We start from the raw sequence: 26,294 nt of genomic DNA, 5'->3' as shown, positions 1-26,294 counted from the left end.
TCAAAAAGATTAATGAAACCCCGGCCACGGCCGATATCTGCTGTATCCGCCTATTGTGCCAGAGCACACTACTCGCGACTGCCATGACAGACATCCTTTCCATCGGCTTGACCTACCTGTCGCCTGTCGGCAACTACGGTCGGCAAAATACCCAGGCACTCGGGGGCGTCAGCCATCTGTGGCAGGACTTCTTTGCCCGGGCGATGGCCGAGCGGCAGGGGGAAGACGATGCGGGCCTGTTCCAGGCGCCGGCGCTCCATGACGAGGTCAGCGGCGAACCCATCGGCGGCGCGCGCCTGCTGGCTCAGATCCAGACGCAGCGTCTGTGCGACGTCCGCGAGACCGAGATCGCGCCGCCAGAGCCGCTGTTCCTGCCCAAGGCGGAATTCGAGACCGATCTGCTGGAGCCTGCGCCCGAGCCTTTCGGCGCGGCCGAACTGATCGAGCAGCAACGTCAGTTCGACCTGAGCAACAGCTGGCTGCGACCGGTAGTCATGAGCCAGGGCCATCCTCACCCCGAACCCAGCCCTGGCCCGACGCCTCGCGCATTGTACCTGCCGATCGCCGAGCTCGAGCTCGACCTGCTGGACAAGGCACCCGAACCCTACGGCGACGCGACCTTGGCCGAACAACGGTTGGCGCTCGCGTTCGACAACCACTGGGCACGCCCGGTCGTGCTGAACAACGTTCGCGTCCAGTAGGGCAGGTTAGCCAATCCTCAGGTGGCAAGCGGGCTTGCCGGGATGCCGGACCACCCGCGATGAGGCAATCAGCCATCACGCAAGGCTTGAAGTGCAAGGCAAATTCAGCGGCAGACCCGCCACCCACCCATGTCCAGGTGGAAATGGTTGCGATGGGCCGCATTGTATTCCGGGCCCAGCACCGTATTGAAATGCTCGCAGGCGGCCTTGTGCACCTGACGCAGGAAATCCGCCTTGGCCCCCTGCCCTTGCCAGTCACGCGCCAGCACGATGCGTTGGCCATCCTTCAAGCGAAAGCCGCTGATGTCCAGGGCATTGGCCGTCGCGTGCTGGCTGAGCCGTCCTTGCTTGCGGTGGTAGACATTGCGACAGGCGAAGCTGCCCAAGTGATCGATCCGCGTCACCGGCTGACCGAATACCCGCTGGGCCGCAGGCTGAAGACCGTGCTCCTCGAACAGGGCGTAGGCCACGGCCAAGGGGCAGGTCGCGAGAAAGCTGCTGCTCAACCGCGTCTCGCCGCCCTCGACCCGCAGCACATTGCGCAGAGGGCAGTTGGCCGATGCCGGGCTGTCGGCCTGGGCTCGATAGCGCACGGTCGAGGTCTTCATCGCCTGCTCGCAGAGTGACGGATCATTGCGCAGGCGCGACAGCTTGTAAGGTGTCAGCAGATTCGGCGGTTGGCGGATATCCAGGGCCGCCCAGGGATCCCACTCGGCTGGAGGACGCCAGCCGAGATGCCAGAGCACGCCCGCCACGATGGACAGCCCGACCAGGAGCGCGAGAAAGGTCCGCATCCGGATCAGCGATGGAACAGATCATTGAGCCTGGCGAACGGCAACGCCTGCTCTGCGTAACCGAACGTGCCTTGCCGATGGATCTCGCGCGCGGCGCGCTCCAGGGCGCCATAGGCCGCACGCGCCAGCGACGAGCCGACGCTGATGCGGCGCACACCCAGATCCTCCAGCTGATTGACACTCAACGGGACGCCGGACAGGCCCATCAGCACGTTCACCGGTTTGGGCGCCACGGCCTGCACCACGGCGCGGATCTCGTCGATACTGCGCAAGCCAGGGGCATACAGCACATCGGCACCCGCCTCGGCGTACGCCTGCAAGCGCAGGATCGTATCGTCCAGGTCCGGTCGATCGTGCAGCAGGTTTTCCGCCCGCGCGCACAAGGTGAAGGGAAAAGGCAGGCTACGCGCGGCCTGCGCCGCGGCGCGCACCCGCTCAACGGCGAGACCGAAATCATAGATAGGCGCCTCGGCCTTGCCGCTGGCATCTTCGATGGAAGCCCCCACCAGTCCGGCCTGGGCCGCCTGCAGGATCGCTTGGGCGCAACCCTCGGACAGATCGCTGAAACCGTTCTCGAGGTCCGCCGTGACCGGCAGCGCGGTCGCATCGACGATCGAACGGGCGTTGACCAGCGTCTCCTCCAACGTCATCGCGCCCTCCGCGTCTGGCCGGCCCAGCGTGAACGCAAGGCCCGCGCTGGTCGTCGCCAGGGCCTCGAAACCCAGACTGGCCAGCAGCTTGGCCGATCCCGCGTCCCAAGGATTCGCGACGACGAACGCGCCATCGCGCTCATGCAGCGCCTTGAAGGCTTCGGCTCGCAGGGTTTGCACATCCATGATTTCAAGCTCCGACAGTGAAAGTAGGGTCAGAGTAGACCCAGTTGTTCGACCTCGGGCGCTCGCGGCAATTCCGGCAACGGTGGCAAGCCGGGCAAACGCTCGCGCAGCCGCTCATGGAAGCGTTGCGCCAGCGCGGCGGCCAGACGGTTGTCGGCGGTGTGCAGGAAGACGTAAGGACACAGGCCTTGTTCGATCCAGCCGGCCACCTTGTCCAGCCAAGGGACCAGGAAGGGTTCGTTGGCCTCCAGCTCCGGGTGACCGATGAAGCGGACCTGGGGGTGTGCGCTGAACGCTGTCGGGCGTGGCGGGACTCTCGGCTTCTTCGCCTGGGCCTCGAGTATCCTCGGCTCGCGGGAGGTGCAGCTGAACAGCGCGCGCGGATCGAGGCAGATGCGCTCGATTGCGCGTCCATGCAACAGGCGGTTGAGCTGTCGCTCTTCATCGCCACGGGCAAAGAACGCGTCGTGGCGCACCTCGACGGCGATTGGAACCTCGATCTGATCGAGAAACCGGTCCAGCTCGGCGAGCCGATGGGGACCGAAACTGGCGGGAAGCTGCAACCAGTACGGGGCGACACGTTCACCGAGGGGTGCCAAAAGCCGAGTGAAGGCTATCGCGGCTTCCAGTTGCTCTCGCAGGTCACCGTCATGGCTGATGTCACGAGGAAACTTGGCGGTGAAGCGAAAATGCGGTGGCATGACGCGCACCCAGCGCTCGATGACCGCTTGCGCCGGACGCGCATAGAAGGTGGTATTGCCTTCGACGGCGTTGAAGACCTGGGTATAAAGGCCAAGGAAGTCGCTCGTACTGGCATCGGCGGGATAGAGATAGTCGCGCCAGGCGGGTTCGCTCCAGGAGGGACAACCGAGGTGGTAAGGCAGCAGGGATAAGCTCATGGCTCAAATGTACAGGTCCAGCCCCAGTACTTCCATATCCCAGTCGGTAAAGCCCGCGGTGCTCAGGTAGCTCGCCAGGGCCGTGGCGGTGCGGCGGTCGCGAGTACGCGCGAAGATCAGGTCCTGCTGGCGGGCCGGCAAGCCACCGCCACGACGAGGGCGCGCCTGCTGGGTGGCGTCGGTGTCTTCGACCAGCTCGGCGTCTTCGATGGGTTCTTCGCGCAGCGGTGCCTTGCGTGGCGCACGCTTGATCGGAGTGGACTGCGAGGAGAAACCGTCGATACGCATGAGGCTGATACTCGGAAACGTGATAGCAATCTAGCAGCACCTGTGCCGCTTCGCTAACAGGCCGCTGATAACTGGACCACATATCCGACAAAATGTTTATCGTGGACCGCAATAGCCGACGAAATGCACTCAACGCGCCTTGGGCGTGGCCACGTTGTCACGCAGATAGACCGGTTGCGCCTGATCCGCTTCGATCGCCTCGCCGCGTTTCCAGGCATGAGTGGCCAGGGCCAGGATATCGAGCGCGTTGGGCAGCGATGTCGCATCGCAGGCCTCGACCGCGGCGGCCAGGCGAGGCGCATAACCCCATCCCGTACCTGCACCGAACCAGGTTCCGGCGGCGCCTTCAGGCAGGACGGCAAGCTCGGGCGCCAGTACCGCTTCCTGACCGACCAGGCACATTTCGCCTTCTCGGGCCTGGTAACAGCCCCAGTACACCTCATCCATGCGTGCATCGATGGCGCAAGCGACCTGTTGGACAGCGCGTTCGCGCAATGCGCCCTGGGCCAGCGCCGCCAGGTTGGAAACCGGCAGCACAGGCCGCTCGAGGGCGAAGGCCAGGCCCTGGACCACGCCGATGGCAATGCGCACACCGGTAAAGGCGCCAGGTCCGCGACCGAAGGCGATGGCATCGACAGCGCTCAGGGCGACCCCGGCATCACCGAGCAACTGCTGGATCATGGGCAACAGCTTCTGCGCATGCATCCGTGGGATGACCTCGTAATGGCTGGTCACCCGGCCGTCATGCAGCAAGGCGACGGAACAGGCTTCGGTGGCGGTATCCAGGGCCAGCAAGGTGGTCATCGAACGGGGTTCCAGGTACAGGGAAAAGAGCGGCAGTATAAACGACAACGGCCCGCAAGCGGGCCGTTGTCTGCAAGCGCGGGGCTATCAGCTCAGGGCCGCGAGCACCTTGGCGGTGATCGACTCGACCGAGCCGACGCCTTCGATGTGGCTGCACTTCGGCTTGCCGTTGCTGGCCGACAGCTTCTCGTAGAAGGCCACCAGAGGCTTGGTCTGCTCGTGATAGACCGACAGACGATGACGGACGGTTTCTTCGGTATCGTCCTTGCGCTGTACCAGCTCGTCGCCGGTGACGTCGTCCTTGCCTTCCACCTTCGGCGGGTTGTAGACCACATGGTAGACACGACCGGACGCTTCGTGGACACGACGACCCGCGATGCGCTGGACGATCTCTTCGTCCGCGACGGCGATCTCGACCACGGCGTCCAGTTCGACCCCCGCGCTCACCAGGGCTTCAGCCTGAGGGATGGTGCGCGGGAAACCGTCGAACAGGAAACCGTTGGCACAGTCGGCCTGGGCGATGCGGTCCTTGACCAGGTTGATGATCAGCTCGTCGGAGACCAGCTTGCCAGCGTCCATGATCGCCTTGGCTTCCAGGCCCAGCGGTGTGCCGGCCTTGACGGCGGCACGCAGCATGTCACCGGTGGAGATTTGTGGAATACCGAATTTTTCGGTGATGAACTTTGCCTGAGTACCTTTACCGGCCCCGGGAGCTCCCAGCAGAATAACGCGCATCACGTGCTCCTCATTTTTTTAATGTAGATCATGGAGTCGGCACACTGGGCCAAGTCCGCAAAATCGGGTCATGACCATGAATCGGCCAAAAGGCTGCCCAAGATACACAGCGCCCGGCGGCCAGACAAGCATCCCAAAGTGTGAACAAAGCACCACCTGCGCCCCATTCGCGAGGTGGTTGCGCTCTTCGCAACCACTTCGCGCGCAGCCCCGATCGTCTGGGTACGCGCTGCGCGGATGTATACAGCCTGCGGCCTCAACCCGTGTTGCGCAGACCTGCCGCGATACCTGCCACCGTCACTAGCAACGCCTGCTCCAACGGGCTGTCCAGAGCGGCTTCACGCCCGCGCGAGCGCGCCAGCAGCTCGGCCTGCAAGCGATGCAGCGGATCCAGATAGGTGTTGCGCAGCCGGATGAATTCCAGGGTTTCGGGACTGTGCGCCAGTAGCACCGGCTGCCGGGTCAGCGCGAGCACGACCTGGCAGGACTGCGACAATAGGTCGCGCAAATGTACACCTAAAGGAAGCAACTCCGGTTGCACCAGACGTTCGTCGTAGGCCAGGGCGATTTCGGCGTCGGCCTTGGCCAGGACCATCTCGAGCATGTCGATACGGGTACGGAAGAAAGGCCATTGTTCGCGCATCTGCTCCAGCATCGCGCCCTGCCCTCGCGCCAGGGCGTTGCCCAACGCGGTTTCCCAGCCCAACCAGGCCGGCAGCATCAGCCGTGTCTGCGTCCAGCCGAAGATCCAGGGGATGGCCCTGAGGCTCTCGATACCTCCTGCGCGGCGCTTGGCGGGCCGACTCCCCAGCGGCAGTCGGCCCAGCTCCTGTTCCGGGGTCGATTGGCGGAAGTACTCGACGAAATCCGTCCGCTCGCGCACCACGCCGCGATAGGCCTCGACGCCATCGGCGGCAAGTTGGTCCATGAGCTCGCGCCAGGCAGGCCGAGGGGGCGGCGGAGGCAGCAGGGTAGCCTCGAGGACGGCCGCAAGGTACAAGTTGAGATTCTGTTCGGCAATGCCTGGCAGGCCGAACTTGAAGCGGATCATCTCCCCCTGCTCGGTGGTGCGGAATCGTCCAGCCACCGACCCTGGTGGCTGGGACAGGATCGCCGCATGCGCGGGGCCTCCGCCACGTCCGACCGTACCGCCGCGGCCGTGGAACAGCAGCAACTCGACCTGATGCTCCTGGCAGATGCGCACCAGCTGCTCCTGCGCGCGGTACTGGGCCCATGCCGCCGCGGTCGTGCCAGCGTCCTTGGCCGAATCGGAATAGCCGATCATCACTTCCTGCGGACCGTGCAGGCTGGCCCGATAACCTGGCAACTCCAGCAGCTGCTCCATCACCGGGCCCGCATTGTCGAGGTCGGCCAAGGTCTCGAACAACGGCACCACGCGCATGGGTCGGGTCAAGCCAGCTTCCTTGAGCAACAATTGCACGGCCAGCACATCCGAGGCGGCGCCAGCCATGGAAATGACATAGGAACCGAGAGACGCCGCAGGTGCCGCAGCGATCTCGCGGCAGGTCGCCAGCACCTCGGCGGTCTCCGCCTCGGGCTGAAAATGCGGAGACAGCAGAGGACGACGGTTTTGCAGCTCGGCCTGCAGGAAGCCGATGCGTCGATCCTCATCCCATGCCTCATAGCGCCCCAGGCCCAGGTAATCGGTGATCTCGGACAGCGCAGCCGTGTGCCGGGCAGCGTCCTGGCGCACATCCAGGCGCACCAGGAACAGGCCAAAAGTGACGGCTCGACGCAGACAGTCGAGAAGCGGCCCGTCGGCGATCACGCCCATGCCGCAGGCATGCAGCGACTGGAAACACAACTGCAGCGGCTCGATCAGGTCGCGATTGTCTACCAGCACCAACGCACTCGGCGGCTGCGAGGCCGTCAGCGAGGCATGCGCCCAGTTACGCGTGGCGCGCAGGCGCTCGCGCAATTGCTTGAGCAGACTGCGATAGGGCTCGGCGCTGTCGCCCACCCGCTCGATCAAGGCGGGGCTCGCCTGCTGCATGGACAGCTCGGCGGCCAGGTCGTCGACGTCGCGCAGGAACAGGTCGGCGGCCATCCAGCGCGCCAGCAGCAGGACTTCGCGCGTCACGGCGGCGGTCACATTGGGATTGCCATCGCGATCGCCCCCCATCCAGGAAGCGAACCGGACCGGCGCGGCCTCCAAGGGCAGGCGCAGACCGGTAGCGTCGAACAGGGCCTTGTCGGTCTGCCGCAGATGGTTGGGAATGGCCTGCCAGAGCGAATGTTCGATCACCGCGAAGCCCCACTTGGCTTCGTCGACGGGTGTCGGGCGGGTACGGCGGATCTCTTCGGTGTGCCAGGCTTCGGCGATCGATCGACGCAGGCGTTCATGCACCTGTTCGCGCTCCGTGGGGGTCAGGTCACGGTGGTCCAGGGCAGCCAGTTGCGCGGCGATCGCATCGTACTTCTGAATGAGCGTACGACGCGCGACTTCGGTGGGATGGGCGGTGAGCACCAGTTGGATATCCAGCTTGCCCAGCTGTCGCGCCAAGGCATCGTTGCCGTGGCCGGCCTGCTTGAGCCGCGCCAGCAGTTCCGGCAGCACCCGCGACTCGAAGGGCTCGGCCTGATCGGCGTCGCGACGGCGGATCAGCTGGTACTGCTCGGCGATGTTGGCCAGGTTGAGAAACTGGTTGAAGGCCCGCGCCACCGGCAGCAGATCCTCTTCGGCAAGGTTGTCCAGGGTCGAGCTCAACTGCTCGGCGCTACCGCTGCGATCGGCCTTGGCACTGTGGCGAATGGCCTCGATCTTGTCCAGAAAGGCTTCGCCGTATTGCTCGCGAATGGTCTTGCCCAGCAATTCTCCCAACAGGTGCACATCCTCACGCAAACGCAGATCGATATCGGTCATCGGGCCTTCTCCACTCCAGGGAACAGCACTCCCCTCAGAGTGCCCACTCCTATCGGCCCTTTCAAGACGACTTTGGGGCAATGCAAAGCAACTAACGCGTCCGCGCGTCATCACAAGCAATGCCCCTCACCGAGCCTTTGCCAGAGGTCATCATGAAAATTCGCGAACTTGTCCAACACTGGGAACAGAATGCCAAAGGCCACATGAGCCCCACCGGCCATGTCCTGCACCTGGACATGGAATCCGAGGCGCGCCTCGCCGCGCTGATCGACATGTATCCCAAGCGTCAACCCGAGGAGCTGCTCGGTGAGCTGGTCGCCGCTGCCCTGGAAGAACTGGAGGCCAGCTTTCCTTACATCAGGGGCCAACAGGTGATCGCCACCGACGAGGAAGGCGATCCGCTCTACGAGGACATCGGGCCCACGCCGCGCTTTCTGGCGCTCTCCAGGCGCCATTTGCACGACCTCAGCAGCAACGTCGACGACGATGGAAAATGAGCCTCGAGGCTCGCTCGGATGCCGCTTCGCGACGTCGGGCGTACCCTTCGCGCAGGGAAAAGTTCCTCGCCAATTCCGCTGACCAATTAGTCAGCAAAAAAGTATTTAGTGTGCAGGTTTTTCTGAACTATTCAAAAAACACCCCGGTCCGAGCCAATAGCCATCAAGGTAAATCTCTGCATTCTCGAGCCTTGCCGCACAGCGCCAATGCGCTCGCAACTACAGGAAATAGCGATGAACTGCCAAGTACATCGTTGTTTATCAGGAGTGTTCCAATGGAGTTGACCATTATGAAGAACCGCACCGCGAAACCCTCGTCCACCCCTCTGCGCGGTATCAAGTTGGCTGCCCTGGCCTTGGGCAGTAGCTTGGTATTGGCCGGCTGCGCTGGCAACCCGCCGACCGAGCAGTACGCTGTCACCCAGTCGGCGGTCAATTCCGCGGTCAGTGCCGGCGGCACCGAATTCGCGGCCGTGGAAATGAAAGCGGCCCAGGACAAGCTCAAGCAGGCGGAAATCGCCATGCATGACAAGAAGTATGACGAAGCCAAGCGCCTGGCTGAACAGGCCGAATGGGATGCTCGCGTCGCCGAACGCAAGGCTCAGGCAGGCAAGGCCCAGAAGGCCGTACAGGATGCCCGCCAAGGCGTTGAAGAGCTGCGTGAGGAAGGCATGCGCGCCGCCGAATGAGGCCCGCTTCCCAGCCCTCTGCTTTCGTTATCGATCAAAGGATGAACACTATGCGCAATTCCGTCATGATTCCCGCCCTGCTGGCACTGAGCGTCGGCCTCGCAGCTTGCTCGCATCAACCTAACCCGAACCTCGAGTCGGCTCGCACCAATTTCTCGGCCCTGCAGAGCGATCCGCAGGCCAGCAAGATCGCTGCCCTCGAAACCAAGGATGCTCAGGATTGGTTGAACAAGGCCGACAAGGCCTACATGGACCGCGAGGACGACAAGAAGGTCGACCAGCTGGCCTACCTGACTAACCAGCGCGTCGAAGTGGCCAAGCAAACCATCGCCCTTCGTTCTGCCGAGGGTAACCTGAAGAATTCCGCGGCCCAACGTGCCCAGGCTCGCCTGGATGCTCGCGATGCCCAGATCAAGAAGCTGCAGGACAGCCTGAACGCCAAGCAGACCGACCGTGGCACCTTGGTGACCTTTGGTGACGTTCTGTTCGACTTCAACAAGGCCGAGCTCAAGAGCAGCGCCTACCCGGATGTCGCCAAGCTGGCTCAGTTCCTGTCGGAAAACCCTGAGCGCAAGGTGATCGTCGAGGGTTACACCGACAGCGTCGGTTCGGCCAACTACAACCAGTCCCTGTCCGAACGCCGTGCGGCCTCGGTGCGCATGGCCCTGGTACGTGCCGGTGTCGACCCAGCGCGTATCGTCACCCAAGGCTATGGCAAGGAATACCCGGTCGCCTCCAACGCCAGCAACTCCGGCCGCGCCCAGAACCGTCGTGTGGAAGTGACCATTTCCAACGACAACCAGCCGGTGCAGCCGCGCTCGATGAGCCAGGCCAACTAAGCGATGCATGACCTCTGGCCGGTTTCGTGACAGGCCAGGTATCACCGCTGTTGCCAGCGACATCTGATTGCCCTTCTGACAGCCCCTTTATGTGGAGAAGTCAGAAGGGCAATTTTTTTGGCTGGATGAGTTGGACTGGGCTGCCGACGGTTCGCGCATGCTGACAGTTTCTTCAGCGGCCTTGAGATCGAGCGCCGCTTGTGCGGCGCATCGCGGGACAAGCCCGCTCACCACCAGTGAGCAGTGTAGGAAAAATATAGTCCCGCTGGGCAGGGGTATAGCAAAAAACACAATCCCGCTGGGTAGGGGTATAGGAAAAACACAATCCCGGTGGGAGGGCTATAGGAAAAACACAGTCCCGCTGGGAGGGCTATAGGAAAAACACAGTCCCGCTGGGAGGGCTATAGGAAAAACACAGTCCCACTGGGAGGGCTATAGGAAAAACAGTCCCGCTGGGAGGGCTATAGGAAAAACAGTCCCGCTGGGAGGGCTATAGGAAAAACACAGTCCCACTGGGAGGGCTATAGGAAAAACAGTCCCGCTGGGAGGGCTATAGGAAAAACACAGTCCCGGTGGTGAGCGGGCTTGTCCCGCGAGAGGCCATAAGCTTCAAAAGAAGGCTTGAGAGAGAAAAGCAAAGACATGACGTTCGAAAGTCGAAGGCTCTTTCTTCGAACTCAAGACTGCTAAAGCCCCAGCAGCATGCATCATGAGATGCCCTATCCAGTGACGAAACCCAGGCGTTCACCGCATCACATCGCTGGCACACCGCACCGCCCGCTTGCGATTGTCCACCAATACGCCCGTCAGCCCTTTCTGCTGCGTGTCGAACAGCACCAGCACGCCGTCGATGCAATGCGCCACTTGCGCAGCCGGATCGAGGGAAACCTTGTAGTCTTCGCCCGGAACGGTCTTGAGCATGGTGAAGTCCGACAGCAGCAAGGCGTCTTCCGGCTTGGCGAAGTGCAGGTAGCCGTAGTACCAAAGCGCTCCCACCGTCACGATGACGCTCGCGATACCGGTCAGGATCAACGGGACGGCGTTGCGTTCTTCTGTCATTGCTTGTTTTTCTCGTCAGGGTAATTGGGCACTTCGGCCAACCGGCGCAGACCGTTGAAATGCGACGGATCATCGAGGAAACGCATCATCACCTCACGCCAGGTCGGGTCGGCGAACGTCTGCACGTGACCACCACGGGTCAGTTGCAATACCCGGGGCGGCGGGGCGTGCTGGTACAGGCTGATGCCGTTCTGCAACGGGACGATCGGGTCGTCGATACTGTGGAAGAACAGCTTCGGCGGACTCTCCACACGTTCGACCGAGCGGATTGCGCTGTCGCCGTCAGGTACCACCCAGGACAGCGGCACCTGCAGCGGCCATGTCAGCCAGGAAGTACCGAGGGCGAAACGTCCGACGCCGCGGTAGCTGGCCGGCACGCCGTCGAACACCAGCGCCTGGAAGCGCTGGCGTTGCTCGGGATGCGCCGCCAGGTAATGGATCGCCATCGCACCGCCAAGGCTCTGCCCCAGCAGCACCAACGGCTTGCCCTTGACCTCCGGCGCGCTGGCCAGCCACGCCATCGCCGCGCCGATGTCCTGATAGATCGCCGGCAGGCTCGGTTTGCCCTGGGACAGGCCGTAGCCGCGGTAATCGATCATCAACACCTGGTAGCCCTGCTCCGGCAGCCAGTAGCTGGCGCCCAGGTGCCAGGCCATGTTGCCGCCGTTGCCATGCAGGTGCAGCACGGTCCCCTTGATCGGCACGCCCGCCTTGGCAGGCAGCCACCAGGCGTGCAGGCGCGTCCCGTCGCTCGCCGTGAGGGTCAGGTCGCGGTAGTCCAGTTGGGCTCGCGCGGGCGTGAACGGCTGGCCAGGCTCGGGGTAGAACAGCAGGCTGCTGCATCCGCCAAGCCCCAGCAGCGCCAGGGCAAGGACGACGTTGCGGGAAGTTTCAGAGAATATTCGCGTAGTCGGCTTCAATGCGATCCAGGCTCAGGTGGTTGAGGAAGTTGGAGAAACACATCCAGGCGGACAGCGCATTGAGATCGCGGAACTGCTCGGGCAGGTACTTGGGCGGTTCGACCAGGCCTTCATCGACCAATTGGCGCAGGGTACGCATGTCTTCCAGAGTGGTCTTGCCGCAGAACAGCAAGGGGATCTGTTCGAGCTTGCCTTTCTTGACCGCCAACTGGATGTAGTTGTAGATCATGATGAAGCCCTTGAGGTAGGACAGATCCTTGGTGAACGGCAGGCCGTCGGGCACCGAGCCGCGGAACACCCGGCTGGCATTGCCATAGCTCTCCGCCATCTCGAAGCCCTGACCTCGGAAGAACTCGTAGACCTGCATGAAATCCGCGCCCTCCTCGACCATATGAATGGCGCGTGTGCGGTTGGTGAGCTTGCGCAGGCGGCTGGGGTAGGAGGCGAATGCGATGACTTCCATCAGGATGGCCAGGCCCTCCTGTGTCACTGTCGACGAGGGCGGGCCCTTGGCGAGGAAGGTGCAGATGGGCTGGTTCAGCCCGTTCAATGTGGTGCCGACATGCACCAGCCCCTCATGGACTTCCAGCGCGCGTACGTCACGATTGTTGAACACCGCGTCGGCGCGCACCTTGATGTAGTCGGCGCCCGCTGCGGCGTCGGCAACGATGCCGTCGGATTCGAATACTCGGATGGTGCCTTCCGCTTCACCGAATACCTTGTTGAGACGGCGTTGCAGGATCTCGACCGTCTCCTTGGCGGTAAGGTTCTTGGGCTCATCCTTGAGGTCGCCGCGCCCATCGATGTTGTTCAGGTAGTCCGACAGCATCAGGCCCAGATCGGCCAGGGTCGGGTCGCCGGCATGGAACGCGTCGGATGCCGCGCCATAGAGCTCCTGGGAGATCAGGCCGAAATCCTCGGTGCCGCGCGCCTCGAGCATGCGCACCACCATGCGGTACTCCTTGCACATGCGCCGCATGATCTGCCCCACCGGATTGAACTGGCCGAGCTGGCGGGTGATATCGCGCTCGATGCTCTGGAATTCGGACTTCACCGCGGCGGAGTCGAAACCCAGCGGTCGCGCCTGATAATAGGCCCGGTCGACCGCTGGCATCTGCTTGCCGCGCGCGTCAAGAAACCCCTGACGGATGCCATCGTCCCACTTCACCGCATCGAGCACGCGAATCGGCGTCTGCGCCGCGACAATCCGATCGGACAGCGCGCGTATCGTCTGCTGGTACTCGTCCACCCCACACTCCTTGAGTCAGAACACTCACTTGCCGGTACGCTGAAAACGCGCCACTTCGATGAACAGGTCGGAATTGGCCGGGTCGTCCAGGTAAGCCAGGACGCGTTCGGACGGACTGTCGATGAGCACGCCCTGGCCATGATCTTCGGATACCTCTGTTGCATGCCCGGCCAGTTCTTTCTGCTTCACCGCCTGCCGGACCTGCTCGATGTCGAGGGTGTAGAGCACCAGCTCCCTGCCGTCGAGCACTTCGAAACCGCCGATCAGGAAGTGCCCGCCCAGACGCTTTGGGACCCCGGCCGACAGATACCAGCGGTTGCCATGACGCGATACGCTGAAGACGTACTCCTCGGGCGCCTTGCCCTTGCCCCGGGCGACCGCCTTGTAGGTATCGCCGCCGGCGCGGGTGATCGAGAGCTTCAATGGTTCGCCCCAGGCGTCCTTGCTGCTCCACTGCCCGAGCAGCGTCCGTGGCGCCTGCTGGTTGCTCGGCAATGGCTCGTCGAAGGTCACCAGACAACCGCCCAGCAGCAGGAATGACAAGGTCAACAGCACACGCCAGGCTTTCATCCGATTCTCCTTGGAAGGTCAGTCGCGCCTCATGCCGATGCCAGCACCAGGTGCAGGTAACGGGTAAGGATAGCGAGCATCTGCCCATCGGCTTGCGCATGCGCGTCGCTGAGCAGGCCCTGATATTCCATCTGCTCGATGATGGCCGTCAACACCAGCGCGTCCTGCTCGGGCTGGCGCGAGCCGACGACCTGGAGCATCTGTCGCGCGCCGTGCAGGAGAATCTGCTCATGCGCCTGGACCAGCTCGGCCAGGCGCGGGCATAGCAGTGCCTCCTGGCGGAAGGCCTGTTCAGCCATGAGGAAGTCACGGCGGTTGTTCAGTTGGCGGATGACATAGTCGGCGGTCATGCGCGCCACTTCATCGGCCAGGGTCGCTCGCCATTGCGCGCTGCCATCGCCCTGGGACAGCAAGTGACGCAACACCACCTCGGTATTGGCCCAGAGCTTGGCCATGTAGGCAGCGCTTCGCTCGACGTACTGGGCGAAGGTATCGGTGAGCAGGTCCTCGATATCCTTGAAGTAATAGGTCGTCGCCGAAAGCGGCACGCCCGCTTCGGCGGCCACCGCGCGGTGACGCACGCCACGCACGCCATCGCGCACGACGATGCGCATGGCCGCATCGAGGATCTGTTGGCGACGCTGCTCGCTGCCCTGGCGGCTGGTCTTGCGTCCCTGGTATTGCACGTTTTCAGCGACGGCGGTGGCCACGCCGGCGGCGCCTTGTTGAGCCATTGCAGGTGTCACGTTGATACCTCGTGGAGTCGCACACAAGAAAAGCCGCCCCTGGAGGCCAATGCCAGTCAGTCAACGAAGAGCAGTCGACTCAGATGGTGACGCGTATCCGGGCAGCTCTCGAACTTTCTGTGAAGCTAAGGGCCTCGTCGCGGGTCAAGCCCGCTCGCCACCGGTAAGCGCATATCCCGGTGGCGAGCGGGCTTGACCCGCGACGAGGCCCTTAGCTTCACAGAAGATCCAGCAGAAGAGCGCCAAGCTTCAGCGCTCAAAAACTAGAATGTGTTCCTTGACTGACTGGTATTACCCCTAAAAGCGGTTTGGTCAGGATGCTCAGGCCTGTGGTCGCATGTGCGGGAACAGGATCACATCACGAATCGATGGCGAGTTGGTCAGCAGCATTACCAGACGGTCGATGCCGATACCTTCGCCGGCTGTCGGCGGCATGCCGTATTCCAGGGCGCGAACGAAGTCGGCATCGTAGTGCATGGCTTCATCGTCGCCGGCGTCCTTCTCGGCCACCTGGGCCAGGAAACGCTCGGCCTGGTCTTCGGCGTCGTTGAGCTCGGAATAGGCGTTGGCGATTTCGCGACCACCGATGAACAGTTCGAAGCGATCGGTCACTGCCGGGTTTTCGTCGTTGCGACGCGCCAGCGGGGACACTTCGAACGGGTATTCGGTGATGAAATGCGGCTGCTCCAGCTTGTGCTCTACCAGCTCCTCGAAGATCATCACCTGCAGCTTGCCCAGACCTTCATGACCCAGGACCTTGGCGCCGGCTTTCTTGGCGATCGCACGGGCCTTGTCGACGTCCTGCAGATCTGCGGCGGTCAGCTCGGGGTTGTACTTGAGGATCGAGTCGAACACCGAAAGACGCACGAACGGCTCGCCGAAGTGGAACACCTTGTCGCCGTACGGCACGTCGGTGCTGCCCAGCACCAGCTGCGCGAGTTCGCGGAACAGCTCTTCGGTGAGGTCCATGTTGTCGGTGTAGTCGGCATACGCCTGGTAGAACTCGAGCATGGTGAACTCGGGGTTATGCCGGGTCGAGACGCCTTCGTTGCGGAAGTTGCGGTTGATCTCGAAAACCTTCTCGAACCCGCCGACCACCAGCCGCTTGAGATACAGCTCCGGCGCGATACGCAGGAACATCGGCATATCGAGGGCGTTGTGGTGGGTCTCGAACGGCTTGGCCGCCGCGCCGCCTGGAATGGTCTGCAGCATCGGCGTCTCGACTTCGAGGAAGTCGCGCTTGGCCAGGAAGCTGCGGATGTGCGAGATCACCTGCGAGCGCACGCGGAAGGTGTGACGGGTTTCTTCATTGACCATGAGGTCGACATAGCGCTGGCGGTAGCGCTGCTCGGTGTCGGTCAGGCCATGGTGCTTGTCCGGCAGCGGGCGCAGCGACTTGGTCAGCAGGCGCACCGAGGTCATCTCGACGTAGAGGTCGCCCTTGCCGGAACGCGCCAGCGTGCCTTGCGCGGCAATGATGTCGCCCAGGTCCCAGGTCTTGACGGCTGCCAGGGTCTCTTCGGGCAGGGTCTTGCGGTTGACATAGACCTGGATGCGCCCGGTCATGTCCTGGATGACCATGAACGAGCCACGGTTGAGCATGATGCGGCCGCCAACCTTGACCGGGATCGCTGCAGCTTCCAGTTCTTCCTTGGTCTTGTCGGCGTACTGCTTCTGCAGGTCGTCGCAGTAGCTGTCGCGGCGGAAGTCATTGGGGAAGGCCTGGCCCTTGGCGCGTTCGACGGCAAGTTTTTCCTTGCGCAGGGCGATCAGGGCGTTTTCTTCCTGTTGCAGGTCTTGCGGGTCGAGTTTGAGATCGCTCATGTCGTCATTCATTCCATCACGGGTTCGTTGCCCCCGCCCGCAGGCGGGGGCCTTGTAGCAGCTTGGAAGGCTCAGAGCCCCTGTTTGAGGCTGGCTTCGAGGTATTCGTCCAGGTCGCCGTCAAGCACCTTGTCGCAGTCGCTGCGCTCGATACCGGTGCGCAGGTCCTTGATCCGCGAGGCATCGAGGACGTAGGAGCGGATCTGGTGCCCCCAGCCGATGTCGGACTTGCTGTCTTCCAGGGCCTGGGACGCCGCGTTGCGCTTCTGCATCTCCTGCTCGTACAACTTGGCCCGCAGCATTTTCATGGCGGTGTCCTTGTTGGCGTGCTGGGAACGTTCGTTCTGGCAGCTGACCACGGTGTTGGTCGGCACGTGGGTGATACGTACCGCCGAGTCGGTGGTGTTGACGTGCTGGCCGCCCGCGCCGGAGGAACGGTAGGTATCGATACGCAGGTCCGACGGGTTGATCTCGATCTCCACCTTGTCGTCGATCTCGGGCGACACGAACACCGCCGAGAACGAGGTGTGGCGACGGGCTCCGGAGTCGAACGGACTCTTGCGCACCAGGCGGTGCACGCCGATCTCGGTGCGCAGCCAGCCGAAGGCGTACTCGCCCTTGATATGCACGGTAGCGCCCTTGATGCCGGCGACTTCGCCTTCGGACAGTTCCATGATGGTGGCATCGAAGCCACGCTTGGCAGCCCAGCGCAGGTACATGCGCAGGAGGATGTTGGCCCAGTCCTGAGCCTCGGTGCCGCCGGAGCCGGCCTGGATATCCAGGTAGGCGTTGTTCATGTCCATCTCGCCGCTGAACATGCGACGGAACTCGAGCTTGGCAAGGTCCTGCTCCAGGCTCGCCAGCTCCTCGACCACGTCGCCCACGGCATTTTCGTCGTTTTCCTCGACGGCCATGTCCAGCAGGTCGCGGCAGTCACCCAGGCCGCCGGACATTTTGTCCAGGGTCTCGACGATCTGCGCCAGCGCGGCGCGCTCGCGGCCCAGCTCCTGAGCATATTCGGGCTTGTTCCAGACGTTCGGGTCTTCGAGTTCGCGGTTGACTTCGATCAGGCGGTCAGACTTTTGATCGTAGTCAAAGATACCCCCGAATAGACTCGGAACGCTCGGTCAGGTCCTTGATGGTGTTCAGGATCGGGTTGATTTCCATGGGCGGGCAGCTCTCGTACGGATTCTGTGAAAAGCCCGTGAGTATAACGCATCGGACTGGACGCGGCAGCCGCTTCAAGCGCTGGCCGAGCAGCGGACGTGTGGAAGCGGGTTCCCCCGCGAGTGCGGCAGCTGATTCACCGGCGTATTCGCGGGTGAACCCGCCCCACAGGGTACGGCGGCGGCACCAAGCTAGCAGCGGTACGCTCGATGTCGGGAGTGGCAGGAAGACACGTTCGCCAGTCGGGCAAATGCGCTCGATAGTCCTTGCGCTGGCGACCTCAGGCGAGGCCGACCTGGTTGCGGCCGTTGTTCTTGGCCAGGTAGAGCCCCTTGTCCGCCGCCGAGATCAGCTGTCGACTGTGACTGCCGATGCTCGGGACCTGGGTCGCCAGGCCGATGCTGACGGTCAGGCGGGCGTCGGCAGCCGGTGAAGTGTGCGCGACGTCCAGAGCGAGCACCATCTGGCGCAGCTTTTCGGCCACCAGCCGGGCGCCCCCGGGCGAGGTGCTGGGCAATACCAGGGCGAACTCTTCGCCGCCATAGCGGGCCGGCAGGTCGGTCGGCCGTGAACAGGAGCCCCGGATCGCCTCGGCTACCCTGCGCAGCGCCTCGTCACCGGCAAGATGGCCGAAGGTGTCGTTGTAGGCCTTGAAATAATCGACGTCGATCATCAGCAACGACAACTGGCTTTGCTCGCGCATCGCCCGGCGCCATTCCAGCTCCAGGTATTCGTCGAAATGTCGCCGATTGGACAGCGCCGTGAGACCGTCGGAATTCATCAACCGCTGCAGCATCAGGTTGGTGTCCAGCAGTTGCTGCTGGCTGACGCGAAGGGCGCGGTAGGCCTCGTCGCGTTGCAGCAGGGTCAGGTACGAGCGCGAGTGATAGCGGATGCGCGCCACCAGCTCGATGTTATCCGGCAGCTTGACCAGGTAATCGTTGGCGCCCGCGGCGAAGGCGGCGCTCTTGACCAGGGGGTCCTCCTTGGTCGAGAGAACAATGATCGGAATGTCCTGGGTCGCTGGATTGCTGCGGTACTCGCGCACCAGCGACAGCCCGTCCAGCCCAGGCATGATCAGGTCCTGGAGGATGACCGTGGGCTTGATGCGGATGGCCTGCTCGACCGCCTGGTGCGGATCGGCGCAGAAATGAAAATCGATGTTTTCCTCGTTGGCCAGCCCGCGTCGCACGGCTTCGCCGATCATCGCCTGATCGTCGACCAGCAGGACCATGGCCGAATTCGCTTTGGCACTTGCGAAACCATCGAGCATCAGGTTACTCATTCCTGTTCACCTGTCCGCGACCTTCCAGTCGGCGCGACTCAAAACAAATCGTCATTTCGAAAAGACTTCCATCAAACGTGGGCCGATCCGCTCCAGCGAGCGGATCTCCCCGGCGGCATCGATAGCCGCAGCTGCTTTGGGCATGCCGTAGACCGCACTGCTGTATTGGTCCTGGGCAATGGTAAGGAAATGCTGTTGGCGCATCGTTTTCAACCCCTGGGCGCCATCGCGGCCCATGCCGGTCAATAGCACGCCCACGGCATCACCGGTCCAGAAACGCGCCACGCTTTCGAAGAACACGTCAATGGAGGGCCGATAGATCTCGTTTACCGGCTCGGCAGTGTAAGCCAGTTGACCGTTTTTCAGCAGCCGGATGTGGTGATTGGTGCCGGCCAGCAGCACCTGCCCTGGCTGCGGCGTCTCGCCTTCACGCGCCAGGCGTACCGGCAGGCCCGAGGCACCGCTGAGCCATTCGGCCATGCCGGCGGCGAAGACCTGGTCGACATGCTGGACCAGCACGATGGCCGCCGGGAAATCGCGTGGCAGGCTCTTGAGCAGCACTTCCAGCGCGGCCGGCCCGCCCGCGGACGAGCCGATGGCCACCAGACCGGGACGTTGCGGAGTAACGCACGGCGCGCTGGCCAACGGTCGAGGGGCAGCGTTGCGCTGCTGACCGATCAACCAGCCGATATTGAGGATCTTGCGCAAGAGTGGCGCGGCGGCTTCGCGCGGATCGCCGGCCCCGAGCGCCGGGGTATCGACCACGTCGAGGGCGCCATGGCCCATGGCTTCGAACACGCGATGCATGTTCTGGTTGCGATCGACCGTGACGATGACGATGGCGCAAGGCGTTTGCGCCATGATCCGTCGGGTTGCCTCGACGCCGTCCATGACCGGCATGATCAGGTCCATCAGAATCAGGTCGGGTGTCTCTTCGGCGCAGTGCTGCACGGCCTCGGCGCCGTTGCCCGCTACCCAGACGACCTGATGGTCCGGCTCGAAGGCCAGGGTTCGGCGCAGGGCCTCCACGGCCAGAGGCATATCGTTGACGATGGCAATCTTCATCTCGGCGCCTCTCCGATCAAGTCGACCACCGCATCCAGCAACGCGTCGTCATGGAAACTGGCCTTAGCCAAATAGTAGTCGGCGCCAGCCTCCAGTCCACGACGTCGATCTTCTTCGCGGTCTTTGTAGGACACCACCATGACCGGCAGCGACTGCAAACGATGGTCGCGGCGCACCAGTGCCACCAACTCGATGCCGTCCATCCGCGGCATGTCGATGTCAGTGATCAGCAGGTCGAACTCCTCGCTGCGCAGCGCATTCCAGCCATCCATGCCATCGACCGCAACGGCCACGTCGTAGCCGCGATTGCTCAGCAACTTGCGCTGCAACTCACGCACGGTCAATGAATCGTCGACCACCAGAATCCGCTTGCGTACTACTCCGCGACCCGTCCTGGGGCCACGTTCGATACGCTCGAGGCGACCTGTGCTGAGCAGCTTTTCCACAGAACGCAGCAAGTCTTCGACATCGATGATCAGCACCACCGAACCATCGTCGAGCAACGCGCCAGCCGAAATGTCCTGCACCTTGCCCAGGCGCGCGTCGAGCGGCATCACCACCAGCACGCGTTCGCCGATCAGGCGTTCGACGGCTATGCCATAGAGCTGGTCGCGCTCTCGGATCACCACGACGTGAAGGCTCTGCTCATCGCCCTGCCTTGCCGGTCGGTTGAGCAATTGACTGGCAGCCACCAGGCCGATGTGCCGTTGCTCGTGCCAGAAATGCTGGCGGCCTTCGATCTGCACGATGGCGTCGGCGGGAACGTCGAGGATGTGTTCGATGTGCGCCAGCGGGAAGGCATAGGCCTCGCCGCCGACTTCCGCCACCAGGCTGCGCACCACCGACAAGGTCAGTGGCACTTCCAGCTGGAAGCGGCAGCCCTGACCGGGCGTCTGCGTCAGCTCGATCGAGCCACGCAGCTCGCGGACCATGTGCTGCACCGCGTCGAGCCCGACGCCCCGCCCCGAGACTTCGGTCACCGTCTCGCGCATGCTGAAGCCGGGCAGGAACAGGAACGTCAGCAGTTCCGCCTCGCTCATCTGTCCGACCGTCTCGGCCGGCGACAGGGCGCGTTCGACGATGCTCCGACGCAGGCGGTCCAGGTCGATACCGGCACCGTCGTCGCTCAGTTCCAGCACCAGCAAGCCGGCCTGGTGGGAAGCCCGCAAACGTATGACGCCCTCTTCCGGCTTGCCTGCCTGCTGGCGCGGCCCCGGCGGCTCGATGCCATGGTCGACGGCATTGCGCAGCAGATGGGTGAGCGGCGCCTCGAGCTTTTCCAGCACGTCTCGATCGACCTGGGTCTTCTCGCCCTCGATCTGCAGGCGTACCTGTTTGCTCAGGGTGCGCCCCAGGTCCCGTACCATGCGGCTCTGGCCGGTGAGCACGTCGGCAAAGGGACGCATGCGACAGGCCAGCGCCGTGTCATACAGCAATTGGGCACGCTGGCCCGCCTGCCAGCCGAATTCGTCGAGGTCGGCGGCCTGCTGCTGCAGGATCAGCTGGGTTTCGCCGAGCAACTGCTGGGTCTGGGCCAGGGCCGCGAGCACTTCAGCGCTTTGGTCACTGTCTTCGAGTTGGGCCTTCAGGTCTTCCAGCGCGCGCATGCCTTGGCGATGCATGCGCTTGAGGCGCTGCAGGGTGACCAGGTAAGGCTTGAGCCGCTGGGTTTCCACAAGGGACTTGCTCGACAGGTCGAGCAGGCTGTTGAGGCGGTCGGCGGTCACTCGCAGCACCCGCTCGCCACCATCGCCCTTGCGCTTGGCCTTGCCGACCGCCACCGCCTCCGGTTGCGCTTCGGGCACCACGACTGGCAGCGGCGTGGGCGCTGCTTCCACCTGCGGCAAGGCAGACGCAATGGGCAATGGAGGCCGTGGTGCCGGCACTGTCGAGGGGTCCAGCAAGGCAGCCATCTGCACGAGGAAGACCGGTACCGCGGCTTCGCTGGCCGTATCGGCCGGCGTCGCGATACGCATCAGCAGGTCGGTGCCTTGCAGCAAGGCATCGATATGCTCGGGACGCAGCAACAGGCGACCTTCCTGCGCGGCGACCAGGCAGTCCTCCATGACATGAGCCACGCTGACACCGGCATCGACACCGACGATCCGGGCTGCCCCCTTGAGCGAGTGGGCGGCCCGCATGCAGGCTTCCAGCTGGTCCGCCTGAGTGGGGTCGCGCTCCAGCGCTAGCAGGCCGGCGTTGAGTACTTGGGTCTGCGCTTCCGCTTCCAGGCCGAACAATTCGAGCAGCGATGCGTCGCGCATTTGCTCTGGGGTCATGAAAGGCTCCGGTTCACGGCAGACAGCACCTGTTGTTCATCCAGCACCCGAACGCTGCGCCCGCGCCACAGCAGCACCGCCAAGGTGAAGCGCCCGCTCTCGCGCCCGACGTCAAGCCGCGCCGGATCCAGACGGTGGATCCCGTCGATCTCGGCAACCGGCATCACCACGGCTCCCCCTTGCGCGGCAAGGATCAGCATGCGCGGGATCTCGCGGCCCTGGCGTTCCTGAACAGGGATGATTTCCATGCCCAGGAGATCGGCCAGGGACAAGCATGGCACCAGGGCACCTCGAACATTGGCCACGCCCTGCAACACCCGGGACCGCTGATGGGGCAGAGAGTGGACGGATTGGACCGGGGCAATTTCGGCCAGACAGCTGGTCGCCAGGGCCAACCACTCCTCACCCAGGCGAAATAGCAGCATCGAGCGGCCCGTGGCAGGCTCCTCGAGCGTTACCTGTTCTTCGTGCTCGTCCTGGATCAGGGCATAACGGTCGAGCAGGCGGGTAGCGGCCGACGCATAGATTTCACAGTTGCGACAGTGCACATGTCGCGCCAGCAAAGGGCACTGCTTGTTGCCATGAATACCGATGCGGTTCCAGCAATCGTCGATGCCGTCGCTATCGTCGGCGACCACGTCCATCATGTCTCCTGTCATCGTTCAGACTCCCTTCCTGCCCGCTCTGCCCTTTCCTGCAAGCGCAGGGCGCCGGTCTTGTCACCCAGCGAAGCCAGGAGCGCGGCAAGGTGCACCAGAGTCTCCGGGTGCTGCGGTTCCAGGTACAGGGCCTTGCGGTAGTGCCTGACCGCCTCCTGGCTGTTCCCCTCGGTGTCGCTGAGCAGGCCGAGCCAGTAATAGACCTGTGCCGTGGGCGCATGGCGTTGCAGATAGCGCTCGCAGTCGGCGCGGGCCTGGATGGCATTGCCAGCGTTGGCCTGTTGGGCGATGCGTGCCAGCAGCTCATGCTCGCTGTTCGCATTCGCGGCGCCGTCCACCTGTCCCCGCGGCACCGACGCAGGCGCCGGGACACGCGGGCGCGCCGACATTGCGGGCACCGGCTGTTTCGTGCGTGTATCTGCCGCTGCACTCGGACGCGCCGCTGGGGCCTGATCGTGGCGCACATAAGCGAACGACTGCGCAATACCTACCGGGCGCATGCCCAGGCGCGCCAGCAGGCTTCCTTCCGCGGGGCCTATGAACAGCACGCCGCGCGCCTCGATCATGAGCTTGAGCACTTCGAACACACGCTGCTGGGTGGCCATATCGAAGTAGATCAGCAGATTGCGACAGAACACGAAGTCGTACTGTCCCTCGCGCCGCTTCAAGGCAGCGTCGAGAACGTTGCCGACCTCGAGGTTGACCTGGTGACGTACCCTCTCATCGAGACGATGGCCTTCGTCACTTTCGCTGAAATGGCGCGAGCGAAACGCTAGGTCGCCGCCACGGAAGGCGTTGCGACCGTAGACACCTTGCCTGGCCCTGGCAATCGAGCCAGGGCTGATATCCATGCCGTCGACCTGGAACGAAGCCGGGTTGATACCGCCATCGAGCAAAGCCATGGCAATCGAATAAGGTTCTTCGCCGGTCGAGCACGGCAGGCTGAGCAGTCTCAACGGGCGTACGCCGGCGAGCTCGGCAAGGCGCTTGTGCGCCAGGCTCACCAATGCCTTGAAGGAGTCCGGGTACCTGAAGAACCAGGTCTCCGGCACGATGACCGCCTCGATCAACGCCTGCTGCTCGTCAGCCGACTGCTGCAGGCACAGCCAGTAGTCCTCCAGATCACGCGCCTGAACCGCCACGCAACGCTGACGCAAGGCGCGCTCGATCATCGACGTGCCTACGGATTCGACATCCAGACCGATGCGTTCCTGCAGGAAGCGGAAGAAACGTTCGTTCATGCCTGCACCTGCGGGGGCTCTTCAGGGAACAGCAAGCAGCGCACACTTTCCGGCAGCAGATCGTCGACGTGTATCCGTTGCAGCAGGCCCCATTCATCCTGGCGCACCGGTCCCAGGTAGCGGGCCTTGCCGTTGTCCAGGCCATAAGGCTGGAAATCGTCGGCCCGGCAGCGCAGGGTCTCGTTGGCTTGCGCGAGGATCAGGCCAAGCTGCAGCGAGGGCCGCCTTGCATCGGCGCGGTAACGCACCAGCACCAGTCGCGTGCTGGTACGCGCCGGCGCAGGCTGACCGAGGCTCAAGGTCGACAGGTCGATCACCGGAATCAGCGCGCCCTGGTAGGCCAGGATACCCGCCACCCAGGCAGGCGCCTGGGGTATAGGCTTGAGTGTGCGGCGCGGCAAGATCCTGATCACTTCACGGGCTTCCAGGGCAAAGCGCTGGTCACCGATCGTGAATTGCAGGTACAGCGTACCTTTGGCGTTCTTCGTAGTGTCCATGCGCGGCGCGGAATCCGTCATCATCGGTCAGACTTTGAAGCGCGACACACCGCCGCGCAGGCCGGCCGCCACCTGGCTCAGCTCGTCGATGGCAAAGCTGGCCTGGCGCAGCGACTCCACCGTCTGGGTAGAGGCATCGCTGAGCTGGGCCAGGGCCTGGTTGATCTGTTCCGCGCCGGTGGCCTGGGCCTGCATGCCTTCGTTGACCATCAGCACCCGTGGCGCCAGAGCCTGCACCTGGTGAATGATCTGCGAAAGCTGTTCGCCCACCTGCTGGACCTCGAACATTCCGCGACGCACCTCTTCGGAGAACTTATCCATGCCCATGACGCCCGCGGACACGGACGACTGGATCTCGCGCACCATCTGCTCGATGTCATAGGTGGCCACGGCGGTCTGATCGGCCAGGCGGCGCACTTCGGTGGCGACCACGGCGAAACCGCGACCGTACTCGCCGGCCTTCTCCGCCTCGATGGCGGCATTGAGCGACAGCAGGTTGGTCTGGTCGGCCACCTTGACGATGGTGACCACCATCTGATTGATATTGCCCGCCTTCTCGTTGAGGATCGCCAGCTTGGCGTTGACCAGGTCGGCGGCGCCCATTACCTGGTGCATGGTGTCTTCCATGCGTGCCAGCCCCTGCTGGCCGGATCCTGCGAGAATCGAGGCCTGATCGGCAGCCGAGGTCACTTCGGTCATGGTGCGTACGAGGTCGCGGGACGTCGCGGCGATCTCCCGTGAGGTAGCTCCGATTTCGGTCGTGGTAGCGGCGGTTTCAGTGGCCGTGGCCTGCTGCTGCTTGGACGTCGCGGCAATCTCGGTGACCGACGTGGTTACCTGAACAGATGAGCGCTGTGCCTGGGTCACCAGGTTGGCAATGGCCTCCACCATCTCGTTGAATCCGGTCTCGATGGTGGCGAATTCATCCTTGCGGTCCAGGTTGAGGCGCGCGCTCAGGTCGCCCGAGCGCAGCTTGTCCAGGCCCAGTGCGATGCGCTGCATGGGCGCGCTAATGGTGCGCATCAGCAACAGCCCACAGACACCTGCCGCGATGATCGCCAGAACCAGGGACACGATCATGCTGCCCTTGGCGGTCGTCACTGCCGTGACGATGGCGTTCGAGGCATGCTCGGCAGTCTCGCGGCTATGCTCGATCACACCACCGAGGTGCTGTCGGCCCTTGACCCAGGCGGGGGTGAGCACCGTGGCGATCAGACGTTCGGCTTCGGCATAGTTTTTCTGCTGGTAGGCCGCCAAGACCTGGTCGATGGCCATGAGATAATTCTTTTCCAGCACAGTGAAGGCGTCGAAGCTTGCCTGGTCTTCGACGTCGTGGATGGTCGCCTGGTAACTGTCCATGTACTGGCGCAGACGATCCTCGAAGCTCTTGTACAGGTCCAGGTCGGCGGCAGTGATCTCGCGATGATCGCTCAGGCCGACCAGCTGCTGGGTTCTGACGTAACTGTCGACCCACGCGCTGCGGATCATCGAGCTGTAATAGACCCCGGGAATGCTGTCGGAACCGACCGCCTCCTCGCTGGTTTCGATCGCCACCAGTCGCGAGTAGGCCGCCACGATCATCAGTAGCATGATGGCGATGATCACGGCAAAGCTTGCCAGGATCCGTTGGCGCAAGGTCCAGTTCTTCACAATCAGCCCTCAGGAATTCGATACGAGCGGGAAAAAACGCCAGAGTATAGCCCAGGCTTCCTACGCTTATATGTCTGAGCTACCCGAGGGAGGGGCTTCCGTGCCCGGTGTAGGGCT

At 63.3% G+C, this 26,294-nt stretch carries 25 protein-coding genes; 4 read left to right on the top strand and 21 right to left on the bottom strand.

What is annotated here, in order from left to right; genetic code table 11:
* Positions 1–83 precede the first annotated feature (83 nt).
* Positions 84–701, top strand: coding sequence for an energy transducer TonB (locus G7009_RS18675; protein WP_181131519.1), 618 nt, complete (start codon positions 84–86; stop codon positions 699–701).
* Positions 702–805: 104 nt separating this feature from the next.
* On the opposite strand, the gene G7009_RS18670 is transcribed toward G7009_RS18675, so the two are convergent.
* The 7 genes from G7009_RS18670 to ppc form a co-directional block, all read right to left on the bottom strand.
* A complete protein-coding gene (locus G7009_RS18670; RefSeq protein WP_181131517.1) occupies positions 806–1,495 on the bottom strand; it encodes an extensin-like domain-containing protein in 690 nt (229 codons plus the stop codon).
* 5 nt (positions 1,496–1,500) lie between these two features.
* Complete coding sequence (locus G7009_RS18665; RefSeq protein ID WP_181131515.1) at positions 1,501–2,331, bottom strand: isocitrate lyase/PEP mutase family protein; 831 nt, start codon at positions 2,329–2,331, stop codon at positions 1,501–1,503.
* 29 nt (positions 2,332–2,360) lie between these two features.
* Entirely contained in the window at positions 2,361–3,230 is an 870-nt protein-coding gene (locus G7009_RS18660; protein WP_181131513.1) for a DUF72 domain-containing protein, read from the bottom strand.
* A gap of 3 nt (positions 3,231–3,233) precedes the next feature.
* Positions 3,234–3,518 (bottom strand): hypothetical protein, encoded by a 285-nt coding sequence (locus tag G7009_RS18655; protein WP_181131511.1) that lies wholly within the window; start codon positions 3,516–3,518, stop codon positions 3,234–3,236.
* Positions 3,519–3,647: 129 nt separating this feature from the next.
* The gene (tsaB, locus tag G7009_RS18650; RefSeq protein WP_181131509.1) at positions 3,648–4,322 is read right to left on the bottom strand and encodes a tRNA (adenosine(37)-N6)-threonylcarbamoyltransferase complex dimerization subunit type 1 TsaB; all 675 of its coding nucleotides are present in this window, start codon (positions 4,320–4,322) and stop codon (positions 3,648–3,650) included.
* An 87-nt stretch (positions 4,323–4,409) separates the two neighbouring features.
* Positions 4,410–5,057, bottom strand: coding sequence for an adenylate kinase (gene adk / locus G7009_RS18645; RefSeq protein ID WP_181131507.1), 648 nt, complete (start codon positions 5,055–5,057; stop codon positions 4,410–4,412).
* A 256-nt stretch (positions 5,058–5,313) separates the two neighbouring features.
* Positions 5,314–7,941 carry a phosphoenolpyruvate carboxylase gene (gene ppc, locus G7009_RS18640; protein WP_181131505.1) on the bottom strand — a complete coding sequence of 876 codons (2,628 nt, stop codon included), beginning with the start codon at positions 7,939–7,941 and terminating at the stop codon, positions 5,314–5,316.
* A gap of 152 nt (positions 7,942–8,093) precedes the next feature.
* On the opposite strand from ppc, the gene G7009_RS18635 reads away from it, so the two are divergent.
* From G7009_RS18635 to G7009_RS18625, 3 genes are all read left to right on the top strand, one after another.
* Positions 8,094–8,438, top strand: coding sequence for a pilin assembly protein (locus G7009_RS18635; protein ID WP_181131503.1), 345 nt, complete (start codon positions 8,094–8,096; stop codon positions 8,436–8,438).
* A gap of 275 nt (positions 8,439–8,713) precedes the next feature.
* Positions 8,714–9,127: a DUF4398 domain-containing protein gene (locus G7009_RS18630; protein ID WP_181131501.1), complete on the top strand. Its 414-nt coding sequence runs from the start codon at positions 8,714–8,716 to the stop codon at positions 9,125–9,127.
* A gap of 50 nt (positions 9,128–9,177) precedes the next feature.
* Positions 9,178–9,966, top strand: a complete 789-nt coding sequence (locus G7009_RS18625) for an OmpA family protein (protein ID WP_181131499.1) — start codon at positions 9,178–9,180, stop codon at positions 9,964–9,966.
* Positions 9,967–10,710: 744 nt separating this feature from the next.
* Here G7009_RS18625 and G7009_RS18620 read toward each other — a convergent pair.
* From G7009_RS18620 to G7009_RS18555, 14 genes are all read right to left on the bottom strand, one after another.
* Positions 10,711–11,025 carry a hypothetical protein gene (locus G7009_RS18620; RefSeq protein WP_181131497.1) on the bottom strand — a complete coding sequence of 105 codons (315 nt, stop codon included), beginning with the start codon at positions 11,023–11,025 and terminating at the stop codon, positions 10,711–10,713.
* Positions 11,022–11,945 carry an alpha/beta hydrolase gene (locus G7009_RS18615; RefSeq protein ID WP_181131496.1) on the bottom strand — a complete coding sequence of 308 codons (924 nt, stop codon included), beginning with the start codon at positions 11,943–11,945 and terminating at the stop codon, positions 11,022–11,024. Before G7009_RS18615 ends, G7009_RS18620 begins: the two co-directional genes overlap by 4 nt.
* Entirely contained in the window at positions 11,917–13,194 is a 1,278-nt protein-coding gene (locus G7009_RS18610) for a flavohemoglobin expression-modulating QEGLA motif protein (RefSeq protein ID WP_181131494.1), read from the bottom strand. Before G7009_RS18610 ends, G7009_RS18615 begins: the two co-directional genes overlap by 29 nt.
* Positions 13,195–13,218: 24 nt before the next feature.
* Entirely contained in the window at positions 13,219–13,764 is a 546-nt protein-coding gene (locus tag G7009_RS18605; protein WP_181131492.1) for a hypothetical protein, read from the bottom strand.
* Positions 13,765–13,793: 29 nt separating this feature from the next.
* A complete protein-coding gene (locus G7009_RS18600; RefSeq protein ID WP_181131490.1) occupies positions 13,794–14,498 on the bottom strand; it encodes a TetR/AcrR family transcriptional regulator in 705 nt (234 codons plus the stop codon).
* A 333-nt stretch (positions 14,499–14,831) separates the two neighbouring features.
* Entirely contained in the window at positions 14,832–16,334 is a 1,503-nt protein-coding gene (lysS, locus tag G7009_RS18595; RefSeq protein WP_181131488.1) for a lysine--tRNA ligase, read from the bottom strand.
* A 71-nt stretch (positions 16,335–16,405) separates the two neighbouring features.
* Positions 16,406–17,501 (bottom strand): peptide chain release factor 2 gene (gene prfB, locus G7009_RS18590; RefSeq protein ID WP_181131486.1). Its coding sequence is split into 2 segments (ribosomal slippage): positions 16,406–17,428 and positions 17,430–17,501, totalling 1,095 coding nucleotides; the frame shifts between segments, so codons are not numbered across the junction.
* 280 nt (positions 17,502–17,781) lie between these two features.
* Positions 17,782–18,786 (bottom strand): response regulator, encoded by a 1,005-nt coding sequence (locus tag G7009_RS18585; protein ID WP_181131485.1) that lies wholly within the window; start codon positions 18,784–18,786, stop codon positions 17,782–17,784.
* A 51-nt stretch (positions 18,787–18,837) separates the two neighbouring features.
* Positions 18,838–19,851: a chemotaxis response regulator protein-glutamate methylesterase gene (locus tag G7009_RS18580; protein ID WP_181131483.1), complete on the bottom strand. Its 1,014-nt coding sequence runs from the start codon at positions 19,849–19,851 to the stop codon at positions 18,838–18,840.
* Positions 19,848–22,130, bottom strand: coding sequence for a hybrid sensor histidine kinase/response regulator (locus G7009_RS18575; protein ID WP_181131481.1), 2,283 nt, complete (start codon positions 22,128–22,130; stop codon positions 19,848–19,850). Before G7009_RS18575 ends, G7009_RS18580 begins: the two co-directional genes overlap by 4 nt.
* Positions 22,127–22,789: a chemotaxis protein CheW gene (locus G7009_RS18570; RefSeq protein ID WP_181131479.1), complete on the bottom strand. Its 663-nt coding sequence runs from the start codon at positions 22,787–22,789 to the stop codon at positions 22,127–22,129. The genes G7009_RS18575 and G7009_RS18570 overlap by 4 nt, the downstream gene beginning before the upstream one ends.
* Positions 22,786–24,030, bottom strand: coding sequence for a CheR family methyltransferase (locus G7009_RS18565; RefSeq protein WP_181131477.1), 1,245 nt, complete (start codon positions 24,028–24,030; stop codon positions 22,786–22,788). The genes G7009_RS18570 and G7009_RS18565 overlap by 4 nt, the downstream gene beginning before the upstream one ends.
* Positions 24,027–24,548 carry a chemotaxis protein CheW gene (locus tag G7009_RS18560; protein ID WP_181131635.1) on the bottom strand — a complete coding sequence of 174 codons (522 nt, stop codon included), beginning with the start codon at positions 24,546–24,548 and terminating at the stop codon, positions 24,027–24,029. The genes G7009_RS18565 and G7009_RS18560 overlap by 4 nt, the downstream gene beginning before the upstream one ends.
* Before the next feature lie 6 nt (positions 24,549–24,554).
* Complete coding sequence (locus G7009_RS18555; RefSeq protein WP_181131475.1) at positions 24,555–26,177, bottom strand: methyl-accepting chemotaxis protein; 1,623 nt, start codon at positions 26,175–26,177, stop codon at positions 24,555–24,557.
* Positions 26,178–26,294: the final 117 nt, after the last annotated feature.

The sequence above is a fragment of the Pseudomonas capeferrum genome (assembly GCF_013523055.1).
GTDB classification, from domain to species: domain Bacteria; phylum Pseudomonadota; class Gammaproteobacteria; order Pseudomonadales; family Pseudomonadaceae; genus Aquipseudomonas; species Aquipseudomonas capeferrum_A.
The sequence above is the reverse complement of the archived record's forward strand: the minus strand, read 5'-3'. Positions and strand labels throughout refer to the sequence as shown.

Coding starts and splice junctions, on each gene's coding strand:
- G7009_RS18675 (WP_181131519.1), top strand. CDS start 84: ATGACAGACATCCTTTCCATCGGCTTGACCTACCTGTCGCCTGTCGGC.
- G7009_RS18670 (WP_181131517.1), bottom strand. CDS start 1,495: ATGCGGACCTTTCTCGCGCTCCTGGTCGGGCTGTCCATCGTGGCGGGC.
- G7009_RS18665 (WP_181131515.1), bottom strand. CDS start 2,331: ATGGATGTGCAAACCCTGCGAGCCGAAGCCTTCAAGGCGCTGCATGAG.
- G7009_RS18660 (WP_181131513.1), bottom strand. CDS start 3,230: ATGAGCTTATCCCTGCTGCCTTACCACCTCGGTTGTCCCTCCTGGAGC.
- G7009_RS18655 (WP_181131511.1), bottom strand. CDS start 3,518: ATGCGTATCGACGGTTTCTCCTCGCAGTCCACTCCGATCAAGCGTGCG.
- tsaB (WP_181131509.1), bottom strand. CDS start 4,322: ATGACCACCTTGCTGGCCCTGGATACCGCCACCGAAGCCTGTTCCGTC.
- adk (WP_181131507.1), bottom strand. CDS start 5,057: ATGCGCGTTATTCTGCTGGGAGCTCCCGGGGCCGGTAAAGGTACTCAG.
- ppc (WP_181131505.1), bottom strand. CDS start 7,941: ATGACCGATATCGATCTGCGTTTGCGTGAGGATGTGCACCTGTTGGGA.
- G7009_RS18635 (WP_181131503.1), top strand. CDS start 8,094: ATGAAAATTCGCGAACTTGTCCAACACTGGGAACAGAATGCCAAAGGC.
- G7009_RS18630 (WP_181131501.1), top strand. CDS start 8,714: ATGGAGTTGACCATTATGAAGAACCGCACCGCGAAACCCTCGTCCACC.
- G7009_RS18625 (WP_181131499.1), top strand. CDS start 9,178: ATGCGCAATTCCGTCATGATTCCCGCCCTGCTGGCACTGAGCGTCGGC.
- G7009_RS18620 (WP_181131497.1), bottom strand. CDS start 11,025: ATGACAGAAGAACGCAACGCCGTCCCGTTGATCCTGACCGGTATCGCG.
- G7009_RS18605 (WP_181131492.1), bottom strand. CDS start 13,764: ATGAAAGCCTGGCGTGTGCTGTTGACCTTGTCATTCCTGCTGCTGGGC.
- G7009_RS18600 (WP_181131490.1), bottom strand. CDS start 14,498: ATGGCTCAACAAGGCGCCGCCGGCGTGGCCACCGCCGTCGCTGAAAAC.
- lysS (WP_181131488.1), bottom strand. CDS start 16,334: ATGAGCGATCTCAAACTCGACCCGCAAGACCTGCAACAGGAAGAAAAC.
- G7009_RS18585 (WP_181131485.1), bottom strand. CDS start 18,786: ATGAGTAACCTGATGCTCGATGGTTTCGCAAGTGCCAAAGCGAATTCG.
- G7009_RS18580 (WP_181131483.1), bottom strand. CDS start 19,851: ATGAAGATTGCCATCGTCAACGATATGCCTCTGGCCGTGGAGGCCCTG.
- G7009_RS18575 (WP_181131481.1), bottom strand. CDS start 22,130: ATGACCCCAGAGCAAATGCGCGACGCATCGCTGCTCGAATTGTTCGGC.
- G7009_RS18570 (WP_181131479.1), bottom strand. CDS start 22,789: ATGACAGGAGACATGATGGACGTGGTCGCCGACGATAGCGACGGCATC.
- G7009_RS18565 (WP_181131477.1), bottom strand. CDS start 24,030: ATGAACGAACGTTTCTTCCGCTTCCTGCAGGAACGCATCGGTCTGGAT.
- G7009_RS18560 (WP_181131635.1), bottom strand. CDS start 24,548: ATGACGGATTCCGCGCCGCGCATGGACACTACGAAGAACGCCAAAGGT.